Origin of the sequence: Puniceibacterium antarcticum (assembly GCF_002760615.1) — a bacterium.
In the GTDB taxonomy this organism is placed as follows: Bacteria; Pseudomonadota; Alphaproteobacteria; order Rhodobacterales; family Rhodobacteraceae; genus Puniceibacterium; species Puniceibacterium antarcticum.
Genome location: NZ_AWWI01000096.1, coordinates 45,805 through 64,131, shown reverse-complemented (window position 1 = coordinate 64,131; position 18,327 = coordinate 45,805). Strand labels below are relative to the sequence as shown.

The following is an 18,327-nucleotide window of genomic DNA, read 5'->3' as shown; positions in this document are numbered from 1 at the left end:
ATACACGAAAAACTTACCCGAAAAACGGAGTCCATGATGGACAAGATCACCCTTCTTGACGGCGGCATGAGCCGCGAACTCGAACGCTGCGGCGCCACCCTGCGGCAGCCGGAATGGTCGGCGCTCGCGCTGATGAACGAACCCGATAAGGTGCGCGCCGCCCATGCGGCCTTTATCGCCGCCGGATCGCAGGTCATCACCGCCAACAGCTACGCGGTTGTGCCCTTCCATCTGGGGGCCGACGTTTTTGCCGAACGCGGCGCAGAGCTTGCCGCCCGCGCGGGCCGTCTGGCCAGAGAGGCGGCCATGGGCACCAGCGCCCGCGTCGCCGGCTCCCTGCCGCCGGCCTGTGGCTCTTACCTGCCGCAAACCTTCGATCCTGTTGCCGCACGCGACATCCTCTCGGTGCTGGTCACCGGGATGGCGCCGCATGTGGATCTTTGGCTCGCCGAAACCATGAGCAGTCTGGCCGAGGCCCGCGCCGCCGCCGAGGCCGTTGCCGGTTCTGACAAACCTCTGTGGATCTCGTTCACCCTGCGCGATGACATGGCAACCGACGCCATGCCAGAGCCGCTCTTGCGCTCGCGCGAAACCGTGCGCGACGCGGTGAAACTGGCGCTTGATCTGGGGGCCGGGGCGGTGCTGTTCAACTGCTCCATGCCCGAAGTCATGCAGCAGGCGATCGAAACCGCGCATGAGGTCATGGCCGGGGCGGGACAGGTCCTGCCCATAGGTGTTTATGCCAATGCGTTTGAATCCCAGGACGACGACGGTGCTGCGAACGAGGTGATCTCACGCCTGCGCGCCGATCTGGACCCGAACGGCTATTCTCTCTGGATGGACCGATGGATTTCGGCGGGCGCAAGCCTTGTCGGCGGCTGCTGCGGCATCGACTCGCCTCACATCCGCACCCTGCACGACCACCTGTCAGAACGGCTCTAGGCGGCGCGCCCCGCCCTTTACGCACAGGGGCCCGCGCGCAAAACGGCGCGGGTCACGGGCGGTGCAGAGGTGCTTGCAAATAGAACGACCAGCTGGGGCAGGAACGGCCCCATTTTAGGGTTTTGCATCGCCTGCTCTTGTTCAATCGGACCACACCAATTACCTGCGTCAGGCACTCTGTTGTGAGCAACGGGGTAAAGACGGGCGGCAAGACACGCCTCGAAAAAAGAAGCACCGGGGCAGACATGGGAGGACCTGACATGAAAACACTTTTGACAATCCGCAATATCCTGATCGCGATCCCCCTGCTGATCCTGCTGGTCGCGCTCAGTTATGCGCTGCCGCAGGTTGATGTTGTGCGGGCGGTCGGCGTCGAAATCAAACGTGTCGATGCCAGCGACAGCGCAAGCGGGCAACAGCGCACGCGCGATGTCTATCAGCTTCAGATGGAAACGCCGGATGGAGAGCCCCGCGTCTATCGCAACGAGGACAATTACCTCTATGGCAAGTTCGATTCCGCCAATCTGCAGGCGCAGGTGCAGTCGCTGGCCACCGACAAGCAGCTTGTTGCGTTGCGTCATTACGGCTGGCGGATAACCTGGTTCTCTGCCTTTCCGAACGCGCTCAAGGCCTGGCCGGTGGAACCGGGCTATCGCCACATCCCGGTGTTCAACACGCTGGTCCTGCTGGGTCTTGCGGCACTGGGCTTTTTCGGGGTCCGTCGCGTGCGCCGTGCGACGCAGTCACGCGGCGAAACCCGTCGGCTGCGCGACGCAGAACGCGCAGAGCGTGACGCCAAAGCCGCCCGCGAAGCCGAAGCCGCCGCCAGGCAGTCCCGCGAGGCACAGCGCAAAGACATCTCCGACATTGATCATTTCCTGAACTCCGGCAGCGACAAGAAGGACTGATCCTGAATGAAGGCTGTGCCCGCAGAGATGCCCGCAACCACACGCACATATCCTCTCAAAGCGGGCGCGCTGACCCTGCGCACAACGCCAGTGGCAGGGCAGGACCTCTTTCGCATCGCCGAACGCATCAACCCCAAACGCGCGTTTTTGTTCGTCTCGACCGTTCTGGGCAGGCACATCCCGGTCTGCCCGCTTGACCACCGCGCCGCCCTGCGCGCGCTGGCGGCGGGCGTTTCTGCCCATCTGCTGCCCGGCCCAGTCTTTGTCATGGGCTTTGCAGAGACGGCTGTGGGGATCGGGGCAGGGGTGTTCGACTGCCTCAGGCTGTCACATGCTGACCGCGACATGGGGTATTTGACCACCACGCGATTTTCTGCTTCGGGGGCCAGCGACTGGTTCACGATCGAGGAAAGCCATTCCCACGCCGTCGATCACATCATTCTTACCCCGCGCGCTGGGGTTCTGCAGCACGGGGCCACGGCCACGCTGGTGCTGGTCGACGATGAAACGACCACCGGCAAGACCTTTGCCGAACTTGCCGCAGGGTTGCGCGCGCAGGGGCTGGACTACGGGCGCGTCGTGCTGGTGACGCTGACCGACTGGTCTGACGGCCGCGCCACGGCCGCGGTGCAGGGGATCTTTGCCGGGGCAGAGGTGCACGCCGTTTCGCTGCAACAGGGCGCCTGGGACTGGGTGGCGAAATCGGGCTGGGTGCCGAGCGGTTTTCCCGACAGCTGCGCCGCCATCTGTCCCGGCTGGAAACCCGACGCCGCGCAGGGTTTTGGCGCGCCGCGCACCGGCATCGCCGCATCCGATCCGCGCCAGTCGGGCGCCGACATTCTGGCGCATCTTGAAGATGCCGGCTGCCACCTTCCGGCGCAGGGCGACAGGGTTCTGGTTGTGGGGGCGGGCGAACATGTCTGGCAGCCGATGCTCGCGGCAGAGGCGCTGAGCGCGCGCGGCATCAACACCCGCTTCATCACCACAACCCGCTCGCCGATCCTGCAGGGCGACACGATCCGTCACAAGGCGACCTTCCCGGATCATTATGGACAGGGGTTCTGGATGTATATGCATAACGTGGTGCCCGCCGACTGGGACCGCATCCTGTTCTTCACCGAAACCAGTGCCGACGGTCTGCCGCCCGCGCTTGTGAGCTGGCTTGGCCGGGTCGATGTCATCGACGGTGCGGGGCGTGTCTCGGTTCTCAGCGCAGAAGGGCAACTGGCATGATCCGCCCGATCTTTTTCAGCGATCTGGACGACACGATCTTTCAGACCGCGCGCAAGATGACCACCGCGCCCGACCCCGCCCACCTCGCCTCAGAGGCGCTGAACGGCAGCCATTCCTACATGTCGCCGTCGCAGGCGGCGATGATGGACTGGCTGCTCGGCTCTACCCGTTTCATCCCCGTCACCGCCCGCTCTACCGAGGCGCTGGAACGCTGCCGCGTCCCGTTCACCGATCATCAGATCTGCACGAACGGCGCCGTGATCCTGCTGCCCGACGGCACGCCTGACAGTCACTGGCTGGACCAGACCCGGCAACAGGCAGAGGCCGCAGCCGGGGTGCTGAACGATCTGCTCAGCTATGTGCAGTCACGCACCCCACCCGACCGTTACCGCTGCTGGATCGTCGAGGAATTCGGCACCGGGTTTTATTTCTGCGTCAAATCCAACGGCGTGGCCGAGGAACTTGATGGAATTGAAACGCCCCTTGCCGCCATCGCAGGCGACAGGCTGTTGCGGCACCGCAACGACAACAACCTGTCCTTCACACCGGTGGGCATCTCCAAACGGCACGCGGTACAATACCTGTCCGCACGGCTCCTGACCGACAGTGCCACTCCGGTGTTCGGCATGGGCGACAGCCTGAGCGATCTGCCCTTCATGGCGACCTGTGACATGCTGGTCATCCCCAGACACTCGCAGATCGACCGCAAAATCCTGGGATCCGGGGCGCTCTGATGGTCTCAAACCCGCAGATGATCGCCGGATCCTACCATCCGGGCGATGTCACCTTTCTGCTCAAGCCCGTGCAGATGGCGCCCACCGATATCGCGACAAAGGAAGACCGCATTCAAAGTGGCGCCGCCCATTATTCCGAGATGATCTCGCAGGAACGCCGCCCCGATGATCGCTATCTGAGCATATTCGAAACTGCCCGCCGCAACGGTGTGGATCGCATCGCGCGCGAAATCTCTGCCCTTGCCCGGCGCATCGCGCAGCGGGTGACCACGGGATCGCTTGCGCCGCAGATCACCTTGTGTTCGCTGGTGCGGGCGGGGGTGCCTTACGGCGTCCTGTTGCAGCGCGAACTTTTGGCGCTGGGGATCGACAGCTGCCATTTCGGTGTGTCGATCATTCGTGATCGCGGGCTGGATGGGAACGCGATCGCCTACATCCTCGACCGCCGCCCTGTCGGCGGCGTCGTCTTTGTCGATGGCTGGACGGGCAAGGGCGCCATTGCATGCGAACTGCAGACATCCTGGCAGGCGCTCACCGGACGCGACAGCGCTGAACTTGTCGTGCTGGCCGACCCCAGCGGTTTTGCCACGATGTCCGGCTCACATGACGATTGGCTCATCCCGTCGGGGATCCTTGGGGCGAATGTCTCGGGTCTGATCAGCCGGTCTATTCTGAACCGCGACGTGATCGGCCCCGACGATTTCCACGGATCAATTCCGGTGGATCATCTGGCGGATATCGACGTCTCGCTTGATTTTGTCGACCAGATCAGCCGCGAAATGGCCCGCCACAGGACAGCGCCCATGCCCTCTGCCCCGTCCGCGGATCTGCAGGCCCTGCGCCGCCGCGCGCTTGCCTGCGTGCATGCCATTGCGGCAGAATATGACGTAACCAACCTCAACCGCATCAAACCCGGCATTGCCGAAGCGACGCGCGCTGTTCTGCGCCGCCGTCCGCATAAGGTTTTCCTGCGCTCCCGCGACGACGGCGATCTTGGCGCGCTGATCCATCTCTGCAACACGGACGGCGTTGACATGGTTGTGGACGCCGACCTTACCGGACCTTACCGCGCAATCACCCTGATCGAAAACCGCGCCTGATGCAGTGGGATTTCTCGTCATATGGTCTGGGCGCCACGCTCTACATGCCCATCACGCACCACCGTGTCCCCGCGCTCCTGCGCGGAGAGGTTGATTTTCCCTCACCCTCGGTTGTTCTGTGTCTTGAGGATGCTTTGGCAGAAGATGACGTGGCGCGCGGCATCGCAACACTGAAAGCGCTGCTGAAAAATGGCCCCGTCACCGCGAAAACCCGGGTGTTCGTCCGCCCGCGCAACCTGGAGATGGGATTGCAGCTTGGCGAATTCGACGGCATCGAAAAGATCGAAGGTTTTGTCGCCCCCAAGATCCTGCCCGAAACCGCCAGTGCCTGGATGAACCTGGCAAAGGCGACGGATCTGCGCATCATGCCCACGGTCGAAAGCGCGCAGTTTTTCGACCCCGGCCGCATCACCGCGCTGAAAGAGGTGCTGGACGAACACGACAAGCGCCGCATCGCCGCGATCCGTCTGGGCGGCAACGATCTTTTGGCGGCGATGGCCGTGCGCCGACAGGCCGGCATCACCGCATGGGAAGGTCCTTTGGCCTGGGTTCTCTCCATGGCCTCTTCCATGCTGATCTCTGCGGGCTATCCGGTCGCCGCGCCGGTGTTCGACATCATCACCGACATCGACACCTTGAAGCGCGAGGTGACACAGGATGTCGCCGCAGGCTTCGTGTCGAAAACCGCAATTCACCCCGCGCAGGTCGGCCATATCATGCAAGCCTTCCGGGTCTCGGATACCGAGGTTATGCAGGCCCGCGCAATCCTAGACGACCACGCCAGCGCCGTCTTCCAGATCGGCGGCGTGATGTGCGAACCCTCCACCCACCGCGCCTGGGCGCAGCGGATTCTTGCCCGCCGTGACGTCTTCGGGGCCCACGAAACTGTTCCCTATGCAGCCTCCGCGTGATCCGCATCCGCACGCTCGCGCCTGATTGCCGCCCGTGGCAAACCCCATGTCCGGTGTGATGCGCATCTTGGGCGCCATATTCGTCAAAAGACGCGGTTTTCAGCCCATAAATGGCCAAAATCCCCGCTTTTCGCCCTCCTTGACCTTGTATCAGCGGGCTTTCTGAATACCTGACAAGCGTAAACACTGTGCAATCTGGAGAAACGAATGAGCATTTCGCTTGCCAAGGGACAAACCGTATCCCTCGAGAAAAATTCTGGCCTTACCAAAGTCCTCATGGGCTGCGGCTGGGATCCGGCGCAACCCAAGAAAAAGGGTTTTCTCGGCAGCCTTCTGGGCGGCGGCGCGGCGGCGGACATTGATCTCGACGCCTCTGTCATCGTCTTTGACGATGCCAAGCAGGCAATCGATCTTGTCTGGTTCAAACAGCTAAAGTCGAACGACGGCTCCATCCGGCACAGCGGCGACAATCTGACCGGCGAAGGCGACGGGGATGACGAAACCATCGCGGTTGATCTCACCGCGCTGGACACCCGGGCAAAATACCTCGTCTTCACCGTCAACAGCTTCCGCGGCCAGACCTTTGACGAGGTCGACAATGCCTTTGCCCGTCTCGTCGATGACAGCAAGAATACCGAAATCTGTCGCTACACGCTGACCGAAAAGGGGCGTCACACCGGTGTGGTCATGGCCTCGATGGAAAAGACATCCTCGGGATGGCAGCTGACAGCGCATGGAACCCCGACCAACGGACGCACCGCAGAGGAACTCGTCGGCGCCGCCGTGGCAGAAATCTAAGGAGAACACTATGCTCAACTGGTTGAAACAGAACGCCGAACAGGCCCGCTCGAGACTGACGGCCGAAGCGTCGAAATTCAAGAATCGCGCCTTCATGGAAGCGGTTGTAAACGGCTGCGCTCTGGTCGCTGCGGCTGATGGCACCATCGACGCCTCCGAAAAGCAGAAGATGGCGGGCTTTCTCGAACGCGCGGACGAGCTGAAGCATTTCGAGATGCGTCAGGTCATCGAGGTCTTCCAGAAGGCTGCTGCCGATTTCGAATTTGATCACGGCATCGGCAAAGCTTCTGCGCTGAAGGTGATCGGCAAGATTAAAGGCAACGAAGAACAGTCGCGCCTGCTGGTGCGGGTCGTCTGTGCCATCGGCGCCGCCGACGGAGACTTCGACGCGCAGGAAAAGGCGATGGTATCCGAAATCGCGCGCGAACTCGGACTGAACCCGGCCGATTTTGACCTCTAGACTTTCGATAGCCTTGCCGAGTGCCTGGGCGGGTCTCTGGACCCGCCCGCTTGTCCAGACGGGAAATACTGATGCACGAACTTGATTCCTACCAGCTGGCCGTCATTGCCATGGGCGCAATCGCCTTTGGGGTGTACCTGCTGATAAAAGGCGGTGACTGGACCGTGGACAATGCCGTGGTGATTGCCGAACGGTCCGGCCTGTCCAAACTCTTCATCGCAGCGACCATCGTGGCCTTCGGCACCTCCGCGCCAGAGCTGTTCACATCGGTCAATGCCAACATCTCCGGCTATCCCGGCATCTCTGTCGGCAATGTCCTCGGCTCGAACATTGCCAATATCTTGATGGTGATCGGCATTTCGGCGATGATCGCGCCTGTGGTATTCAACCGCGCAGAGGTGCGTGTGGACACCCTCGTCATGATCGGCGCCACGGCCGTACTGGTCGTGGCCAGCCTTTATGGCCTCGTGCCGCGCTGGGGTGGCTTTGCCATGGTCGCGGCGATCATCCTTTATGTGCTCTACCAGTACAAAGCCTCCAAACTCGATGTGGACGAGGAAGAAGAGCACGAGTCAGGCGCCTCCATGCCTGGCGTCATGCTGATGGTGGGCATTCTGACGCTGCTGGTCGGCTCGGAAATCCTCGTCCAGGGGGCCGTTGCCGGTGGTGTCGCCCTTGGCGTGCCTGAGGCCGTGATCGGCATGACGATGATCGCCTTCGGAACCTCCTTGCCGGAACTGACGGCTTGTGTGGCTGCGGCGCGCAAGGGTCAGTCCGACATGATCATCGGCGGCATCGTCGGGTCGAACATCTTCAACATCCTCTCCGTCATGGCCTTTTCCGCGATTGCAAAGCCGCTGATCATCGACAGCCGTTTTGCGCAGTTCGACATGCCGATTGTCGTGGTCGTGACGCTCATCTTTGCTGTCTTCCTGCTGTTTGCAGGCAAGATCGGGCGCGTCGCCGGCGCGCTGATGGCCTTGGGCTATCTGGTCTTCACCGGGGCGCAGTACCTGTTGTGAAACTGCCGGTTCAAAGCAAGGGCATGCGGCAAAGAATGACGCCGCTGTCATCGGCAACACCTGTGGGGATCGCACCGCGATGGGCAGTCATATCTGGCTGAACAGCGGCTGATCGCTGCACACCAACCACACCAAGGAAACCGGCGCAGCCGCGCCGGGTTCTGCCAACAGTGTCATGAAAGGAAATCAAAATGGCTGTTTCACTTCAAAAAGGCGGCAATGTCTCCCTCAGCAAAGAGGCCCCCGGCCTGACCAAGGTCACCATTGGCCTCGGCTGGGACCCGCGTGTCACCGACGGTGCTGAATTCGATCTTGATGCCTCGGTCTTTGTGTGCGGCGAAGATGGCAAGGTCCTGACGGACAAGCATTTCGTCTTCTACAACAACGCCAAAAGCCCGGATGGATCGATCGAACACACCGGCGACAACCGCAGCGGTGAAGGTGAAGGCGATGACGAACAGGTCAAGGTTGACCTCAGCGCCGTGCCCGCAGAGGTCAAGAAACTGGTTTTTGCCGTGACCATTCACGAAGGTGCTACGCGCAAGCAGAACTTCGGTCAGGTGGCGAATGCCTTCATGCGTGTCATCAATCAGGACGGCGAAAAAGAACTCGCCCGCTATGACCTGACAGAGGATTATTCGGTCGAAACCGCGATGATCTTTGGTGAAGTCTACCGCCACAACGCAGAGTGGAAATTCAAGGCCATCGGTGCCGGATTCGAAGGGGGCCTCGGGCCGCTCGCCTCCTCGCATGGCGTGAATCTGGGCTGAGCTTTTTAGTTCGCGCGCGGGGGACGTCCCTCCGCGCGCCTTGTGCCAATGACCGGGGGCTGCACTCTGCAGGCCCCGCGCCACCCCCCCGGGAGACGGATCATGACCACACTTGCCATGGGCGCAAACGCCCCGCTTGCATCGCCGGATTTCACGCTTGACGTGCATCTCCCGCAGGGGGGCGCCATCGATGTCACCGCCCTGCAGCTTTACGCAGATGGCAAGGTGCGCGGGGACGGCGATATGTGCTTTTTCAACCAGCCCGTCATCGGCGGCGGCGCGGTGTCGCAGAACGTCAGCGGCAACACCCACAGCTTTGCCTTCGCGCTTGGCAAGATCGGGGCCGATGTCGAAAAGATCGTGGTGAACGCCACCCTCGACAGCGGCGCCTTCAGTTCGGTCGCCGGGCTGAAACTTGCGATATCCGGCGGGATCGACATGCAGATCGACACCACGGGCCGCACGGAATCCGCGCTGATCCTGTGCGAGGTTTACAAACGCAACGGCCATTGGAAGATCCGCAATGTGGGCCAAGGCTTCAACGGCGGCCTGCAGGCGCTGGCCGAACATTTCGGTGTCGAAGTCGCAGAACCCGCACCCGCAGCCCCGCCCGCCGCCGCGCCGAAACCGGCAGCTCCATCCCCCAAAATTGATCTCTCAAAGGTCTCCCTGACCAAGAACGACAGCACGATCTCGCTCAAGAAACAGGACGGCAAATTTGGCCGCATCCGCGTCAATCTCAACTGGAACCAGAAAAAGACCGCTGGCGGCTTCTTCGGCATGGGCAAGCGCGGCATCGACCTCGACCTTGGCGCCTTTGTTGAATTTCGCACCGGCGAATTCGGCGTCGTTCAGGCGCTTGGCAACAGCTTTGGGGATCTCGACGCCTTGCCCTTCACCAAACTGCTGGCCGATGACCGCACCGGCACCTCAACCGACGGCGAATGGCTGGAAATCAACGGCGACGCCTGGTCGAACTTCCGCCGCGTGCTGATCTTTGCCTTCATCTACGAAGGTGTTGCCAACTGGCAGGAAACCGATGGTGTCATCCGCCTGATGGTCCCCGGCCAGCCCGAGGTCGAGGTGCGCATGAACGTACAAAGCCTCGACAGCCGCAACGGCATGTGCGCCGTCGCCCTGCTGGAAAACAAGGACAACCAGATCCGCGTCAACCGCGAGGTGCGCTTTTTCGCAGGGCACGAGGCGATGGACAACGCCTATGGCTGGGGCATGCGCTGGCGCGCCGGCACAAAGTAACGCCGACGCCTACCACGCTCAGCTGTCCTTTGTTCCCATTGGCAGGAACAGCGCCGGATCCAGTCCCCGCTGCTCTGCGCTGATGCGCACGGCCTCCTGCAGCGTCGGACTGCGCTCCAGCAGACGGCGGAACCGCGCCTCATCCAGCATCAGCAAGGTCGAGGGTGCAATCGCGCGCACCTCGGCCCGTCGCGCCTTTTGCGTCAGGATCGCCAGCTGGCCGAACATCTCTCCTCGACCCAGCCGCCAGGTCTGGCCCGCACTCTCCAGCTCGACCGCGCCTGATGCGATGAAATAGACGCTGTCGGCAATGCTGTCCTTGCGGGCAATGACCTTGCCTGCATTCACATAAACTGTCTGCAACGCCCGCCCCAGCCGCTTGAGCGCGGCATCGTCGAACCCGGTGAACAGCGGGAACTGCCGGACCAGTTCGGCCCGCTGCAGCGCGATGTCCAGCGACGGGCGCTCTTCGGCTGCCGCACGCCGCGCGCCAAGGTTTTGCATCAGCGCCGTATAGACTTCGGCCCCGATCAGCGCGTCTTCGCGCATGGCATTGTATTCCCGCTCTTCCAGACGCAGCGCCGTGCGCCGGATAAAGCGGCGCTCCAGCTCTTCGGCATAGCCGGGATATTGCAGGCGCAGCCCCTCCAGCGCGGTGTCCGTCGCTTCAAGCCGGCGCGACAGAAGCTCGTGCAGCAGATCGCCCACGCGCCGACCGTGAATGCGCCGGATACGCCCGTCGATAAACGCCCCCAGATCGCGCAGGATCAGCCGCTGCGACAGCAAAAGCTCGAACCGGTCGGCGGTCAGGCGTGCCAGCGGTTTGGCCAGACCCAGCCGTCGCTGCAGCGCCACCGCTGTCTGAAAGCTGCGCCCATAGGCCACACTCAGCCGCGCCGCGCGCTGATAGCCGTTGCGCCCGCCCGACCGCGCCCCTTCGATCAGCCGGTCCGCATCCGACAGCACCTGTTCCGCCATCCGGGCAGAGATCGTGCGTTCCCGCACCCGCGCCAGAATCGTGTCACGTTCATGGCCCGCCAGCGCGATCAGCCCCAGCGTGATCCGGTCGCGGTCCAGAATATCGGCGCTGTCCTCGGCCTTTTCGACCGCGCCGTCCAGCCGCTCGCCAAAGGTCTTGGCCTCGGATCGCACGATATCGCGGCTCAGCTCATAGTTTTCCGTCGTCCGCGCCACATCCTCGCGCACCGTCTGCAGCGCAACGGCCACCACCTGCCGCGACAGCGCCTCGTCAATCGGCGACAGCCGGTCCAGCCCCAGCCAGCTGATCACGCTGCGCAGCGTGGTCCCCTGCACCATCAGCGTAAATAGCGTGAACCCGGTGGCAAGGATGCCGACCACGCGCTTGATCTCCAGCGGCACACGGATGCTTTCGGTCACGGCCAGCGCCAGCGCCAGTGTCACAGCCCCCCGCAACCCACCCCACAGGATCGCGATGCGATAGGGCCGCTCGACCGCGGGTGACACCCGCAACAGCGTCAGCAGCGGCAGCAGCCCGAACAGGATCACCGCGCGTGCCGTGACGGCGGCAATGATCACGACGCCGACCAGTGCAAAATCAGCCGCGCGCACTTCTTCCAGCAGGCGCGGGATCAACAGCGCGGCAAGGATAAAGATCAGCGCTCCCGCCCAATGGGCCAGCAGATCCCAGATCTCACGCAGATGCGCCCAGGCCTGCGGCGGCAGACGGCCCGGCCCGGTCAGGTTCATTGTCAGGCCCGCCGTCACAACCGCAATCACACCTGACGCGCCGATGCTCTGTTCCGCGCCGATATAAGCCAGATACGGCAGAGCCACGGAAACCGAGATTTGCGCCCGCTCGTGGCTCTTGAAGAATGCCATGATCCAGATGGCAAAATGTGACGTGATCCAGCCCACAGCCGCGCCGCCGCCGATCAGCAGCGGAAAGCGCCCCAGCGCATCCCCCAGCGTAGGGTCAGGCAGCCCCAGCATCACAAAGCCCATGAACAGCCCGAACAGCGCAATCGCGGCGGCATCGTTCAGCAAGCTTTCGCCCTCGATGATCCGCGCAAGCCTGCGGGGCGCTGAAATTGACCGGAAGATGGACACAACCGCCGACGGATCTGTGGTGGACACGATAGCGCCAACCAGCAGACAGGCGGCCAGCGGCAGCGTGCTGAACCAGGACAACGCATACCCGACACTGAGCGTCGCCACGACCACGGCCACAACCGCCAGAACCAGAATGGGCACCCAGTCGTCCAACATGCGGCGCAAATTCATGCCAAGCGTCGCCTGAAACAGCAGCGTCGGCAGGAACACGTAAAGGAAAACGTTTGACCGGATCGGCAGTCCCAGAATTGCCTCGGCCACCGGGTTCAGCGCATCGGTAAACTCCGTGCGTAGGAAAAAGATCGCCGCCGCCCCGATGAGCATGCCCACCACGGCCAGAATCACGCTGTAAGGCAGGCGTAACCACGCCGCCAGCGGCTCGGCAATGCCGATGACAAGGAAAAGCGAGGCGATGACGGTCGTGATCAGAATGATATCCATGACACCTGAATACCCGAGAAGTCGGGGGTGGGGAACTGGCCAGCGCGTCGCTGGAACGATATCTTTGAACCGGCGATTTATCGCCAGTCAGGCGCGCCGCGGCCTTACCCGGGCCATACGCAAACCATACGCTTTCCATACGGCTTCCAGCCCCCGTTTCGACGCTGAATTCTGACGGATCCGCCCTCCGGGACTTCTCCGCAACCGGGCCGAAGCAGACCACAAATGCGCTGACCCACAGCCCTGCACATCGCGCCTTTCAGCGGGAGAAACGCCTCGATCTGGACTCGCTTTGCCGATCCGCCGCCACCTGCGCTTGTCGCCGTCGCGTCTCAGATCATCTCCAGTGGCTGGGCAGAACGCGGCTGCAAAGCGCTCAACGCCCCAGCATCTCACCGGCCCTGATGGCAGTTAATGTAAAATCTGAGAAAAGTTCAGGAAGTTATTGTTAATAAATTATTATAAACTTAAATTTTGTCGCACGAGTTTGTTAGAAAAACCCAGTCACAGGCTGCCATTGATGGCACGAGCTGCCTCGGTGGCAAGCGGTGCAGCCTTCCGCTCGAAATCCTCTGGTGTCCATTCGGCCAGCGATCCTGCCACATGGATCGCGCCCAGCGGGTGGCCGGCGCGGCTGGTTACGGCCACACCGATGGCGATCTCGCCCTGAACAAATTCTTCAGTCAGCACAGCGTATCCATCCCTGCGTGCCTTTGCGATCTCGGACAGGATCACCTCCGGATCCGTTTCAGTCGAAGAAGTGTATTTGTGTAGTGCCGAGCGCATCACGATCTCACGCGCCGCGTCCTGGGGCAGTGCAGAAAGAACCGCCCGGCCACCTGCGGTGCAGAAGGTCGGAACACTGTGACCCACAAGGGAGGCATAAAAGGTTTCGCGCTTGCTTTGCATGCGCAGCGCATAGATCAGACGGGTTTCGTCATACAGGCTGAAATCCACACGTTCCCGCAGGGTCTTGCGCAACTCCAGCAGAACCGGCGTCGCCTTCTGAATCACCGGGTCCAAGCGCAGCAGATCCAGCGTATGATCCAGCAGGCGGATCCCGGGAAGATAGCCGCGGTCATCCGCGCTGCGCCGCACATAGCCAAGCGACATCAACGTATGAACAAGACGTTGCGCCGCCGAACGGTCGATTTCGGCCCGTGTGGCGATTTCCGAAAGGCTCAGCGGTCCGCTGGCCTGATGAAAGGCGCTCAGTACCTGCATTGTGCGCCCTGCTGAACGGACGAACAAACGGTCGTCTTCTGCCTGAAGATTGGTCGGTATGGGCGACTCTGCACGCAGAATGCTTGGCATTGGAAACCTCTTGCTTGACTAATCTTAAAAGGGGTTCGTATGATCTGTCAGCGATATAAGTGTATCGCCTGACAATACGCAAGCGCGACGTGCCGGAATGCGACAGGGATCGAAATATGACAGAGCGGTCTTCATGAAAGTCGCCTTGGCGGGCTTTTTGCACGAAACCAACACCTTCGCACCGGCGGCGGCGGATATGGCTGCGTTCCGGTTCGGGGGCGGTTATATTCCAATGACTTACGGCCCGGACCTGATCGGGGCCGCGCGCAATGTAAATCTGGGCATATCGGGCGCGCTGTCGGTTGGGGCCACGCTTGGCTGGGACATGCTGCCGGTGCTCTGGGCCGGGGCAATCCCGTCGGCGCATGTGACCCGCGACGCATTCGAGCAGATCGCCGATGACATCGTCGCCGGCCTGCATGCAGCAGGCCGGCTGGATGGCGTCTTTCTGGACCTGCACGGCGCCATGGTTGCCGAACATCTGGACGATGGAGAGGGCGAGATCGCGCGCCGCGTGCGCGCCGCCGTCGGCCCGGATGTGCCGATCGCAGCAGCACTTGATCTGCACGGCAATATCTCGGAAAACTTTGTGACTGTTGTCGATGTGCTGGTGGGCTTTCGCACTTATCCGCATGTGGATATGGCGGCGACCGGCGCGGCGGCGGCGCGGCTTCTGGACCGGCTGATGACCACCGGCATGCGCCCTGCCAAGGCGTATCGGCGCATGTCCTACCTTGTCCCTATCCCGTTTCAGACCACCGATATGGCGCCCGCAGACGGGCTCTATGCCGGTCTGACAAAGGCCGAAGCTGAGGGGGCACTGACGGCTTCGCTGTTCATGGGGTTTCCAGCGGCGGATATTCCCGACTGCGGACCGACCGCTATTGCCTACGGCGACACGCAAGAGGCCGCGGATCGTGCCGCAGACCGCATCGCCGCCGCTTATGAGGCTGCTGAATCCGCGTTCGACGACCATCTGACCTATACCGCCGCCGAGGCGGTGGAACAGGCCGCTCAACTGGCACAGGCGCAGGGCAAAGGCCCTGTCGTCATTGCCGACACCCAGGACAATCCAGGGGCGGGCGGCGTTTCCGCCACCACCGGAATGCTGCGCGCACTGATCAATGCAGATGCGCAGAATGCCGCAATCGGGCTGATGGTCGATCCATCCGCAGCACAACACGCTCATGAGGCGGGGCAGGGCGCAACTGCCCGGTTCCGCATCGGTGGCCATCCCGGCCTGCCAGATGACCCCCCGGTTGAGGTTGAGGCCGTTGTCGAGGCGCTTTCGGATGGCAAATGCCATGCCACAGGCCCCTATTACGGCGGAACACGGCTCGATCTCGGGCCCTCTGCCTGCCTGCGGGTAGGGGGTGTTCGCGTCGTGGTCACGAGCCGCATCGCGCAGATGGCCGACCGCGAAATGTTCCGCTTTGTCAGGATCATACCCGAGGATCAGCAAATCCTCGTGGTCAAAAGCTCGACCCATTTCCGGGCGGATTTCGCACCGATCGCGCGCGATATCCTTGTCGCGCGGGCGCCCGGACCGATGCCGTTCAACCCTGCAGATCTGCCGTTCACGCGGCTGCGTCCGGGGCTGCGGCTGTCCCCCAACGGCCCCGTCTTTGGGGGCCCGCGTGCCAATACGGCGCGCCCTGACTCCGGCGGAGCCCCTGCCGAGGTCCAACATAATCAAACCGACAACCAACATGGGAAACAGACATGCTGACTTTGAGATCTGCACTGAAAGAGACGCGCGGCCTTGCCGCCGCACTGCTGACGGGGACCGCGCTGCTGATGCCCGGCGCCCTGTCCGCGCAACAGGATACATCCACCATCACCGCCGTGATGCATTCGGGGCTGCGCGTGCTCGACCCGGTCATAACCACCGCGCATATCACGCGCGACCACGGCTACATGATCTATGACGTTCTGACCGCCGTTGACGCCGACTTTAAACCGCAACCGCAGATGGCAAGCTGGGAAATCTCCGAAGACGGTCTGACTTATACCTTCACGCTGCGCGACGGGCTGCTGTTCCATGACGGCGCACCGGTGACGGGCGCGGATGTCGTCGCCTCGCTGTCCCGTTGGGGCAAACGCGATTCCGGCGGTCAGCTGATCTTTGACGTGACGGCCAGCCTTGAGGCGCCGGATGACAAGACCATCGTCTGGACCCTGACCAAACCCTTCGCACCGCTGCTGGACGTGATTTCCAAGCAATCCGCCGTGCCGCCCTTCATCATGCCCGCCCGCGTCGCCGCGACCTCTTCGGATGAGACGATCACCGAATATGTAGGCTCCGGCCCCTTCGTGTTCAACGAAGCGGAATACGAACCCGGCGTGTCGGTCACCTATGACAAGTTCGACGGTTACGTGCCGCGTGACGAACCCGCCTCCTGGATGGCCGGCGGCAAGGTCGTGAATGTGGACAAGGTCGTCTGGACCACCATGCCGGACGCACTGACCGCGCTGAACGCGCTGTCGGCGGGCGAAATCGACTATCTGGAACAGGTGCAGATCGACCTGATGCCGATCCTGTCCGGCAACCCGGACGTCACCGTCGAAAAGCGGGATGAACTGGGATATGTGACCATTGGTCGGCCGAACTTCCTGCACCCTCCGTTTGACAACAAGCTGATCCGTCAGGCTGCCATGGCCGCGCTGGATCAGGAATCCATGCTGGCCACGATGCAGGGCGATCCGGAATACTATAACGTCTGCGGCGCGATCTTTGGCTGCTCGACCCCTCTGGGTGATGAGTCCGGATCTGAAACGCTGACCGGCGGCGCTGATCCTGAAAAGTCCAAGGCCCTTCTAGAAGAGGCCGGATATGACGGCACGCCCATCGTCCTGATGGCGCCCACGGATGTGATCAGCCTGATCAACCAGCCCGTCGTTGCCGCTCAGGCCCTGCGCGAAGGCGGCTTCACCGTCGATCTGCAGACCATGGACTGGCAGTCTGTCGTGCAGCGCCGTGCCCAGCAAAGCCCGGTCACCGAAGGCGGCTGGAACATGTTCTTCACCAACTGGATGGTGCCCGAGGTATCTGATCCGCTGATCAACGTGATGGTCAACGGCCGTGGCAATGACGCTTGGTTCGGCTGGCCCACAGATGAAGAAATCGAAGCGCTGCGTGCCGATTTCGTCGCGGCCCCGGATGCTGCAACTCAGAAAGAGGTTGCGGTCAAGATCCAGGAACATGTCATGGATAACGTGAACTACATCATGATGGGCGAATACATCATTCCGCAGGCCCGCCGGAACACGATCCAGAACATGATTCCCTCGCCGGTTCCGGTGTTCTGGAACATGACCAAAGAAGCAGAGTAATCCGCACAGGAGGGGGCGCTTTGCGTGCCCTCCACCCCTTTCCCCGACAAATTAAAGGAGAGCCCGGAGCATGTTTCTCTATATCTTGAAGCGCGTGCTGGCGACGATCCCGGTGATGGTGATCGTTGCCATCTTCGTCTTCCTGCTTCTGCGCCTCACGCCCGGCGATCCTGCTGCGATCCTTGCCGGGGACGCGGCCACACCCGCTCAGCTTGAACGCATCCGAGAGCGGCTGGGTCTGAACGATCCCCTGCTCACGCAATTCATCACCTGGATGGGCCAGCTGCTGCGCGGCGATCTGGGCACCTCGCTTTTGTCCAACACCTCCGTTGCAGGGATGCTGGCAGACCGGCTCGGGCCGACGATCAACATCGCGCTGATGACCATCGTGATTTCTGTCGTGATGGCGGTGCCGATGGGCGTGATTGCCGCCTGGCGCCACCGCACCTGGGTCGATTTTCTGGTCATGTCCTTTTCTGTCCTTGGGTTTTCCGTGCCGGTCTTTGTGATCGGCTATATCCTGATCCAGATCTTTGCGATTGATCTGCGCTGGGTGCCTGTGCAGGGCTACAAATCCCCCGCCGACGGCTTTGGCGCCTTTTTCAGCCGTGCCATCCTGCCGTCGCTGACGCTCGCCACCATCTATATTGCGCTGATCGCGCGCATGACCCGCGCCTCCATGCTTGAGGTTCTGGGCGAGGATTACATCCGCACCGCCCGCGCCAAGGGTGTGCGCGAAAACGTCGTGCTGTTCCGCCATGCCCTGCGCAATGCCGCCGTGCCGATCCTCACAATTATCGGCACCGGGTTTGCGCTGCTGATTTCTGGCGTTGTGGTGACGGAATCAGTGTTCAACATTCCCGGCATCGGGCGTCTGACCGTCGATGCCATCCTCGCGCGCGACTATCCGGTGATCCAGGCGATGATCCTGCTGACGGCGGGCATCTACGTCTTTGTCAACCTGCTGGTAGACATCTCTTATTCCTTCTTCGATCCAAGGATCCGGTACTGAC

At 62.1% G+C, this 18,327-nt stretch carries 16 protein-coding genes; 14 read left to right on the top strand and 2 right to left on the bottom strand.

Annotated features, from left to right (window positions below; translation table 11 throughout):
- Window positions 1-36 precede the first annotated feature (36 nt).
- From P775_RS13205 to P775_RS13155, 11 genes are all read left to right on the top strand, one after another.
- Window positions 37-942, top strand: coding sequence for a homocysteine S-methyltransferase family protein (locus tag P775_RS13205; protein ID WP_218967690.1), 906 nt, complete (start codon window positions 37-39; stop codon window positions 940-942).
- Window positions 943-1,202: 260 nt separating this feature from the next.
- On the top strand, window positions 1,203-1,850 hold the full coding sequence (locus P775_RS13200; protein WP_180287435.1) for a DUF1523 family protein: 648 nt from the start codon (window positions 1,203-1,205) through the stop codon (window positions 1,848-1,850).
- Between the two features lie 6 nt (window positions 1,851-1,856).
- Window positions 1,857-3,083 (top strand): phosphoribosyltransferase domain-containing protein, encoded by a 1,227-nt coding sequence (locus P775_RS13195; protein ID WP_099911419.1) that lies wholly within the window; start codon window positions 1,857-1,859, stop codon window positions 3,081-3,083.
- Window positions 3,080-3,817 carry an HAD family hydrolase gene (locus P775_RS13190; RefSeq protein ID WP_099911418.1) on the top strand — a complete coding sequence of 246 codons (738 nt, stop codon included), beginning with the start codon at window positions 3,080-3,082 and terminating at the stop codon, window positions 3,815-3,817. Before P775_RS13195 ends, P775_RS13190 begins: the two co-directional genes overlap by 4 nt.
- Complete coding sequence (locus P775_RS13185; RefSeq protein WP_099911417.1) at window positions 3,817-4,917, top strand: cysteine protease StiP domain-containing protein; 1,101 nt, start codon at window positions 3,817-3,819, stop codon at window positions 4,915-4,917. Before P775_RS13190 ends, P775_RS13185 begins: the two co-directional genes overlap by 1 nt.
- Window positions 4,917-5,828 carry an HpcH/HpaI aldolase/citrate lyase family protein gene (locus P775_RS13180; RefSeq protein ID WP_099911416.1) on the top strand — a complete coding sequence of 304 codons (912 nt, stop codon included), beginning with the start codon at window positions 4,917-4,919 and terminating at the stop codon, window positions 5,826-5,828. The genes P775_RS13185 and P775_RS13180 overlap by 1 nt, the downstream gene beginning before the upstream one ends.
- A gap of 207 nt (window positions 5,829-6,035) precedes the next feature.
- Window positions 6,036-6,626: a TerD family protein gene (locus tag P775_RS13175; RefSeq protein ID WP_099911415.1), complete on the top strand. Its 591-nt coding sequence runs from the start codon at window positions 6,036-6,038 to the stop codon at window positions 6,624-6,626.
- Window positions 6,627-6,636: 10 nt separating this feature from the next.
- Window positions 6,637-7,086, top strand: coding sequence for a tellurite resistance TerB family protein (locus tag P775_RS13170; protein ID WP_099911414.1), 450 nt, complete (start codon window positions 6,637-6,639; stop codon window positions 7,084-7,086).
- Window positions 7,087-7,157: 71 nt separating this feature from the next.
- Window positions 7,158-8,108 carry a calcium/sodium antiporter gene (locus P775_RS13165; protein ID WP_099911413.1) on the top strand — a complete coding sequence of 317 codons (951 nt, stop codon included), beginning with the start codon at window positions 7,158-7,160 and terminating at the stop codon, window positions 8,106-8,108.
- Window positions 8,109-8,299: 191 nt separating this feature from the next.
- Window positions 8,300-8,878, top strand: coding sequence for a TerD family protein (locus P775_RS13160; protein WP_099911412.1), 579 nt, complete (start codon window positions 8,300-8,302; stop codon window positions 8,876-8,878).
- 102 nt (window positions 8,879-8,980) lie between these two features.
- Window positions 8,981-10,135, top strand: a complete 1,155-nt coding sequence (locus P775_RS13155; protein ID WP_099911411.1) for a TerD family protein — start codon at window positions 8,981-8,983, stop codon at window positions 10,133-10,135.
- An 18-nt stretch (window positions 10,136-10,153) separates the two neighbouring features.
- On the opposite strand, the gene P775_RS13150 is transcribed toward P775_RS13155, so the two are convergent.
- Together P775_RS13150 and P775_RS13145 are read right to left on the bottom strand one after the other, a co-directional pair.
- Entirely contained in the window at window positions 10,154-12,667 is a 2,514-nt protein-coding gene (locus P775_RS13150) for a cation:proton antiporter (protein WP_099911410.1), read from the bottom strand.
- A gap of 504 nt (window positions 12,668-13,171) precedes the next feature.
- Entirely contained in the window at window positions 13,172-13,981 is an 810-nt protein-coding gene (locus P775_RS13145) for an IclR family transcriptional regulator (protein ID WP_099911409.1), read from the bottom strand.
- 133 nt (window positions 13,982-14,114) lie between these two features.
- Between P775_RS13145 and P775_RS13140 the strand changes: the two genes are divergently transcribed.
- The 3 genes from P775_RS13140 (at window position 14,115) to P775_RS13130 (ending at window position 18,326) form a co-directional block, all read left to right on the top strand.
- Window positions 14,115-15,710: a M81 family metallopeptidase gene (locus tag P775_RS13140; protein ID WP_099911408.1), complete on the top strand. Its 1,596-nt coding sequence runs from the start codon at window positions 14,115-14,117 to the stop codon at window positions 15,708-15,710.
- A complete protein-coding gene (locus P775_RS13135) occupies window positions 15,704-17,314 on the top strand; it encodes an ABC transporter substrate-binding protein (RefSeq protein ID WP_099911407.1) in 1,611 nt (536 codons plus the stop codon). Before P775_RS13140 ends, P775_RS13135 begins: the two co-directional genes overlap by 7 nt.
- A gap of 70 nt (window positions 17,315-17,384) precedes the next feature.
- Window positions 17,385-18,326 carry an ABC transporter permease gene (locus P775_RS13130; protein WP_099911406.1) on the top strand — a complete coding sequence of 314 codons (942 nt, stop codon included), beginning with the start codon at window positions 17,385-17,387 and terminating at the stop codon, window positions 18,324-18,326.
- The last annotated feature ends 1 nt before the right edge of the window (window position 18,327 follow it).

Coding starts and splice junctions, on each gene's coding strand:
- P775_RS13205 (WP_218967690.1), top strand. CDS start 37: ATGGACAAGATCACCCTTCTTGACGGCGGCATGAGCCGCGAACTCGAA.
- P775_RS13200 (WP_180287435.1), top strand. CDS start 1,203: ATGAAAACACTTTTGACAATCCGCAATATCCTGATCGCGATCCCCCTG.
- P775_RS13195 (WP_099911419.1), top strand. CDS start 1,857: ATGAAGGCTGTGCCCGCAGAGATGCCCGCAACCACACGCACATATCCT.
- P775_RS13190 (WP_099911418.1), top strand. CDS start 3,080: ATGATCCGCCCGATCTTTTTCAGCGATCTGGACGACACGATCTTTCAG.
- P775_RS13185 (WP_099911417.1), top strand. CDS start 3,817: ATGGTCTCAAACCCGCAGATGATCGCCGGATCCTACCATCCGGGCGAT.
- P775_RS13180 (WP_099911416.1), top strand. CDS start 4,917: ATGCAGTGGGATTTCTCGTCATATGGTCTGGGCGCCACGCTCTACATG.
- P775_RS13175 (WP_099911415.1), top strand. CDS start 6,036: ATGAGCATTTCGCTTGCCAAGGGACAAACCGTATCCCTCGAGAAAAAT.
- P775_RS13170 (WP_099911414.1), top strand. CDS start 6,637: ATGCTCAACTGGTTGAAACAGAACGCCGAACAGGCCCGCTCGAGACTG.
- P775_RS13165 (WP_099911413.1), top strand. CDS start 7,158: ATGCACGAACTTGATTCCTACCAGCTGGCCGTCATTGCCATGGGCGCA.
- P775_RS13160 (WP_099911412.1), top strand. CDS start 8,300: ATGGCTGTTTCACTTCAAAAAGGCGGCAATGTCTCCCTCAGCAAAGAG.
- P775_RS13155 (WP_099911411.1), top strand. CDS start 8,981: ATGACCACACTTGCCATGGGCGCAAACGCCCCGCTTGCATCGCCGGAT.
- P775_RS13150 (WP_099911410.1), bottom strand. CDS start 12,667: ATGGATATCATTCTGATCACGACCGTCATCGCCTCGCTTTTCCTTGTC.
- P775_RS13145 (WP_099911409.1), bottom strand. CDS start 13,981: ATGCCAAGCATTCTGCGTGCAGAGTCGCCCATACCGACCAATCTTCAG.
- P775_RS13140 (WP_099911408.1), top strand. CDS start 14,115: ATGAAAGTCGCCTTGGCGGGCTTTTTGCACGAAACCAACACCTTCGCA.
- P775_RS13135 (WP_099911407.1), top strand. CDS start 15,704: ATGCTGACTTTGAGATCTGCACTGAAAGAGACGCGCGGCCTTGCCGCC.
- P775_RS13130 (WP_099911406.1), top strand. CDS start 17,385: ATGTTTCTCTATATCTTGAAGCGCGTGCTGGCGACGATCCCGGTGATG.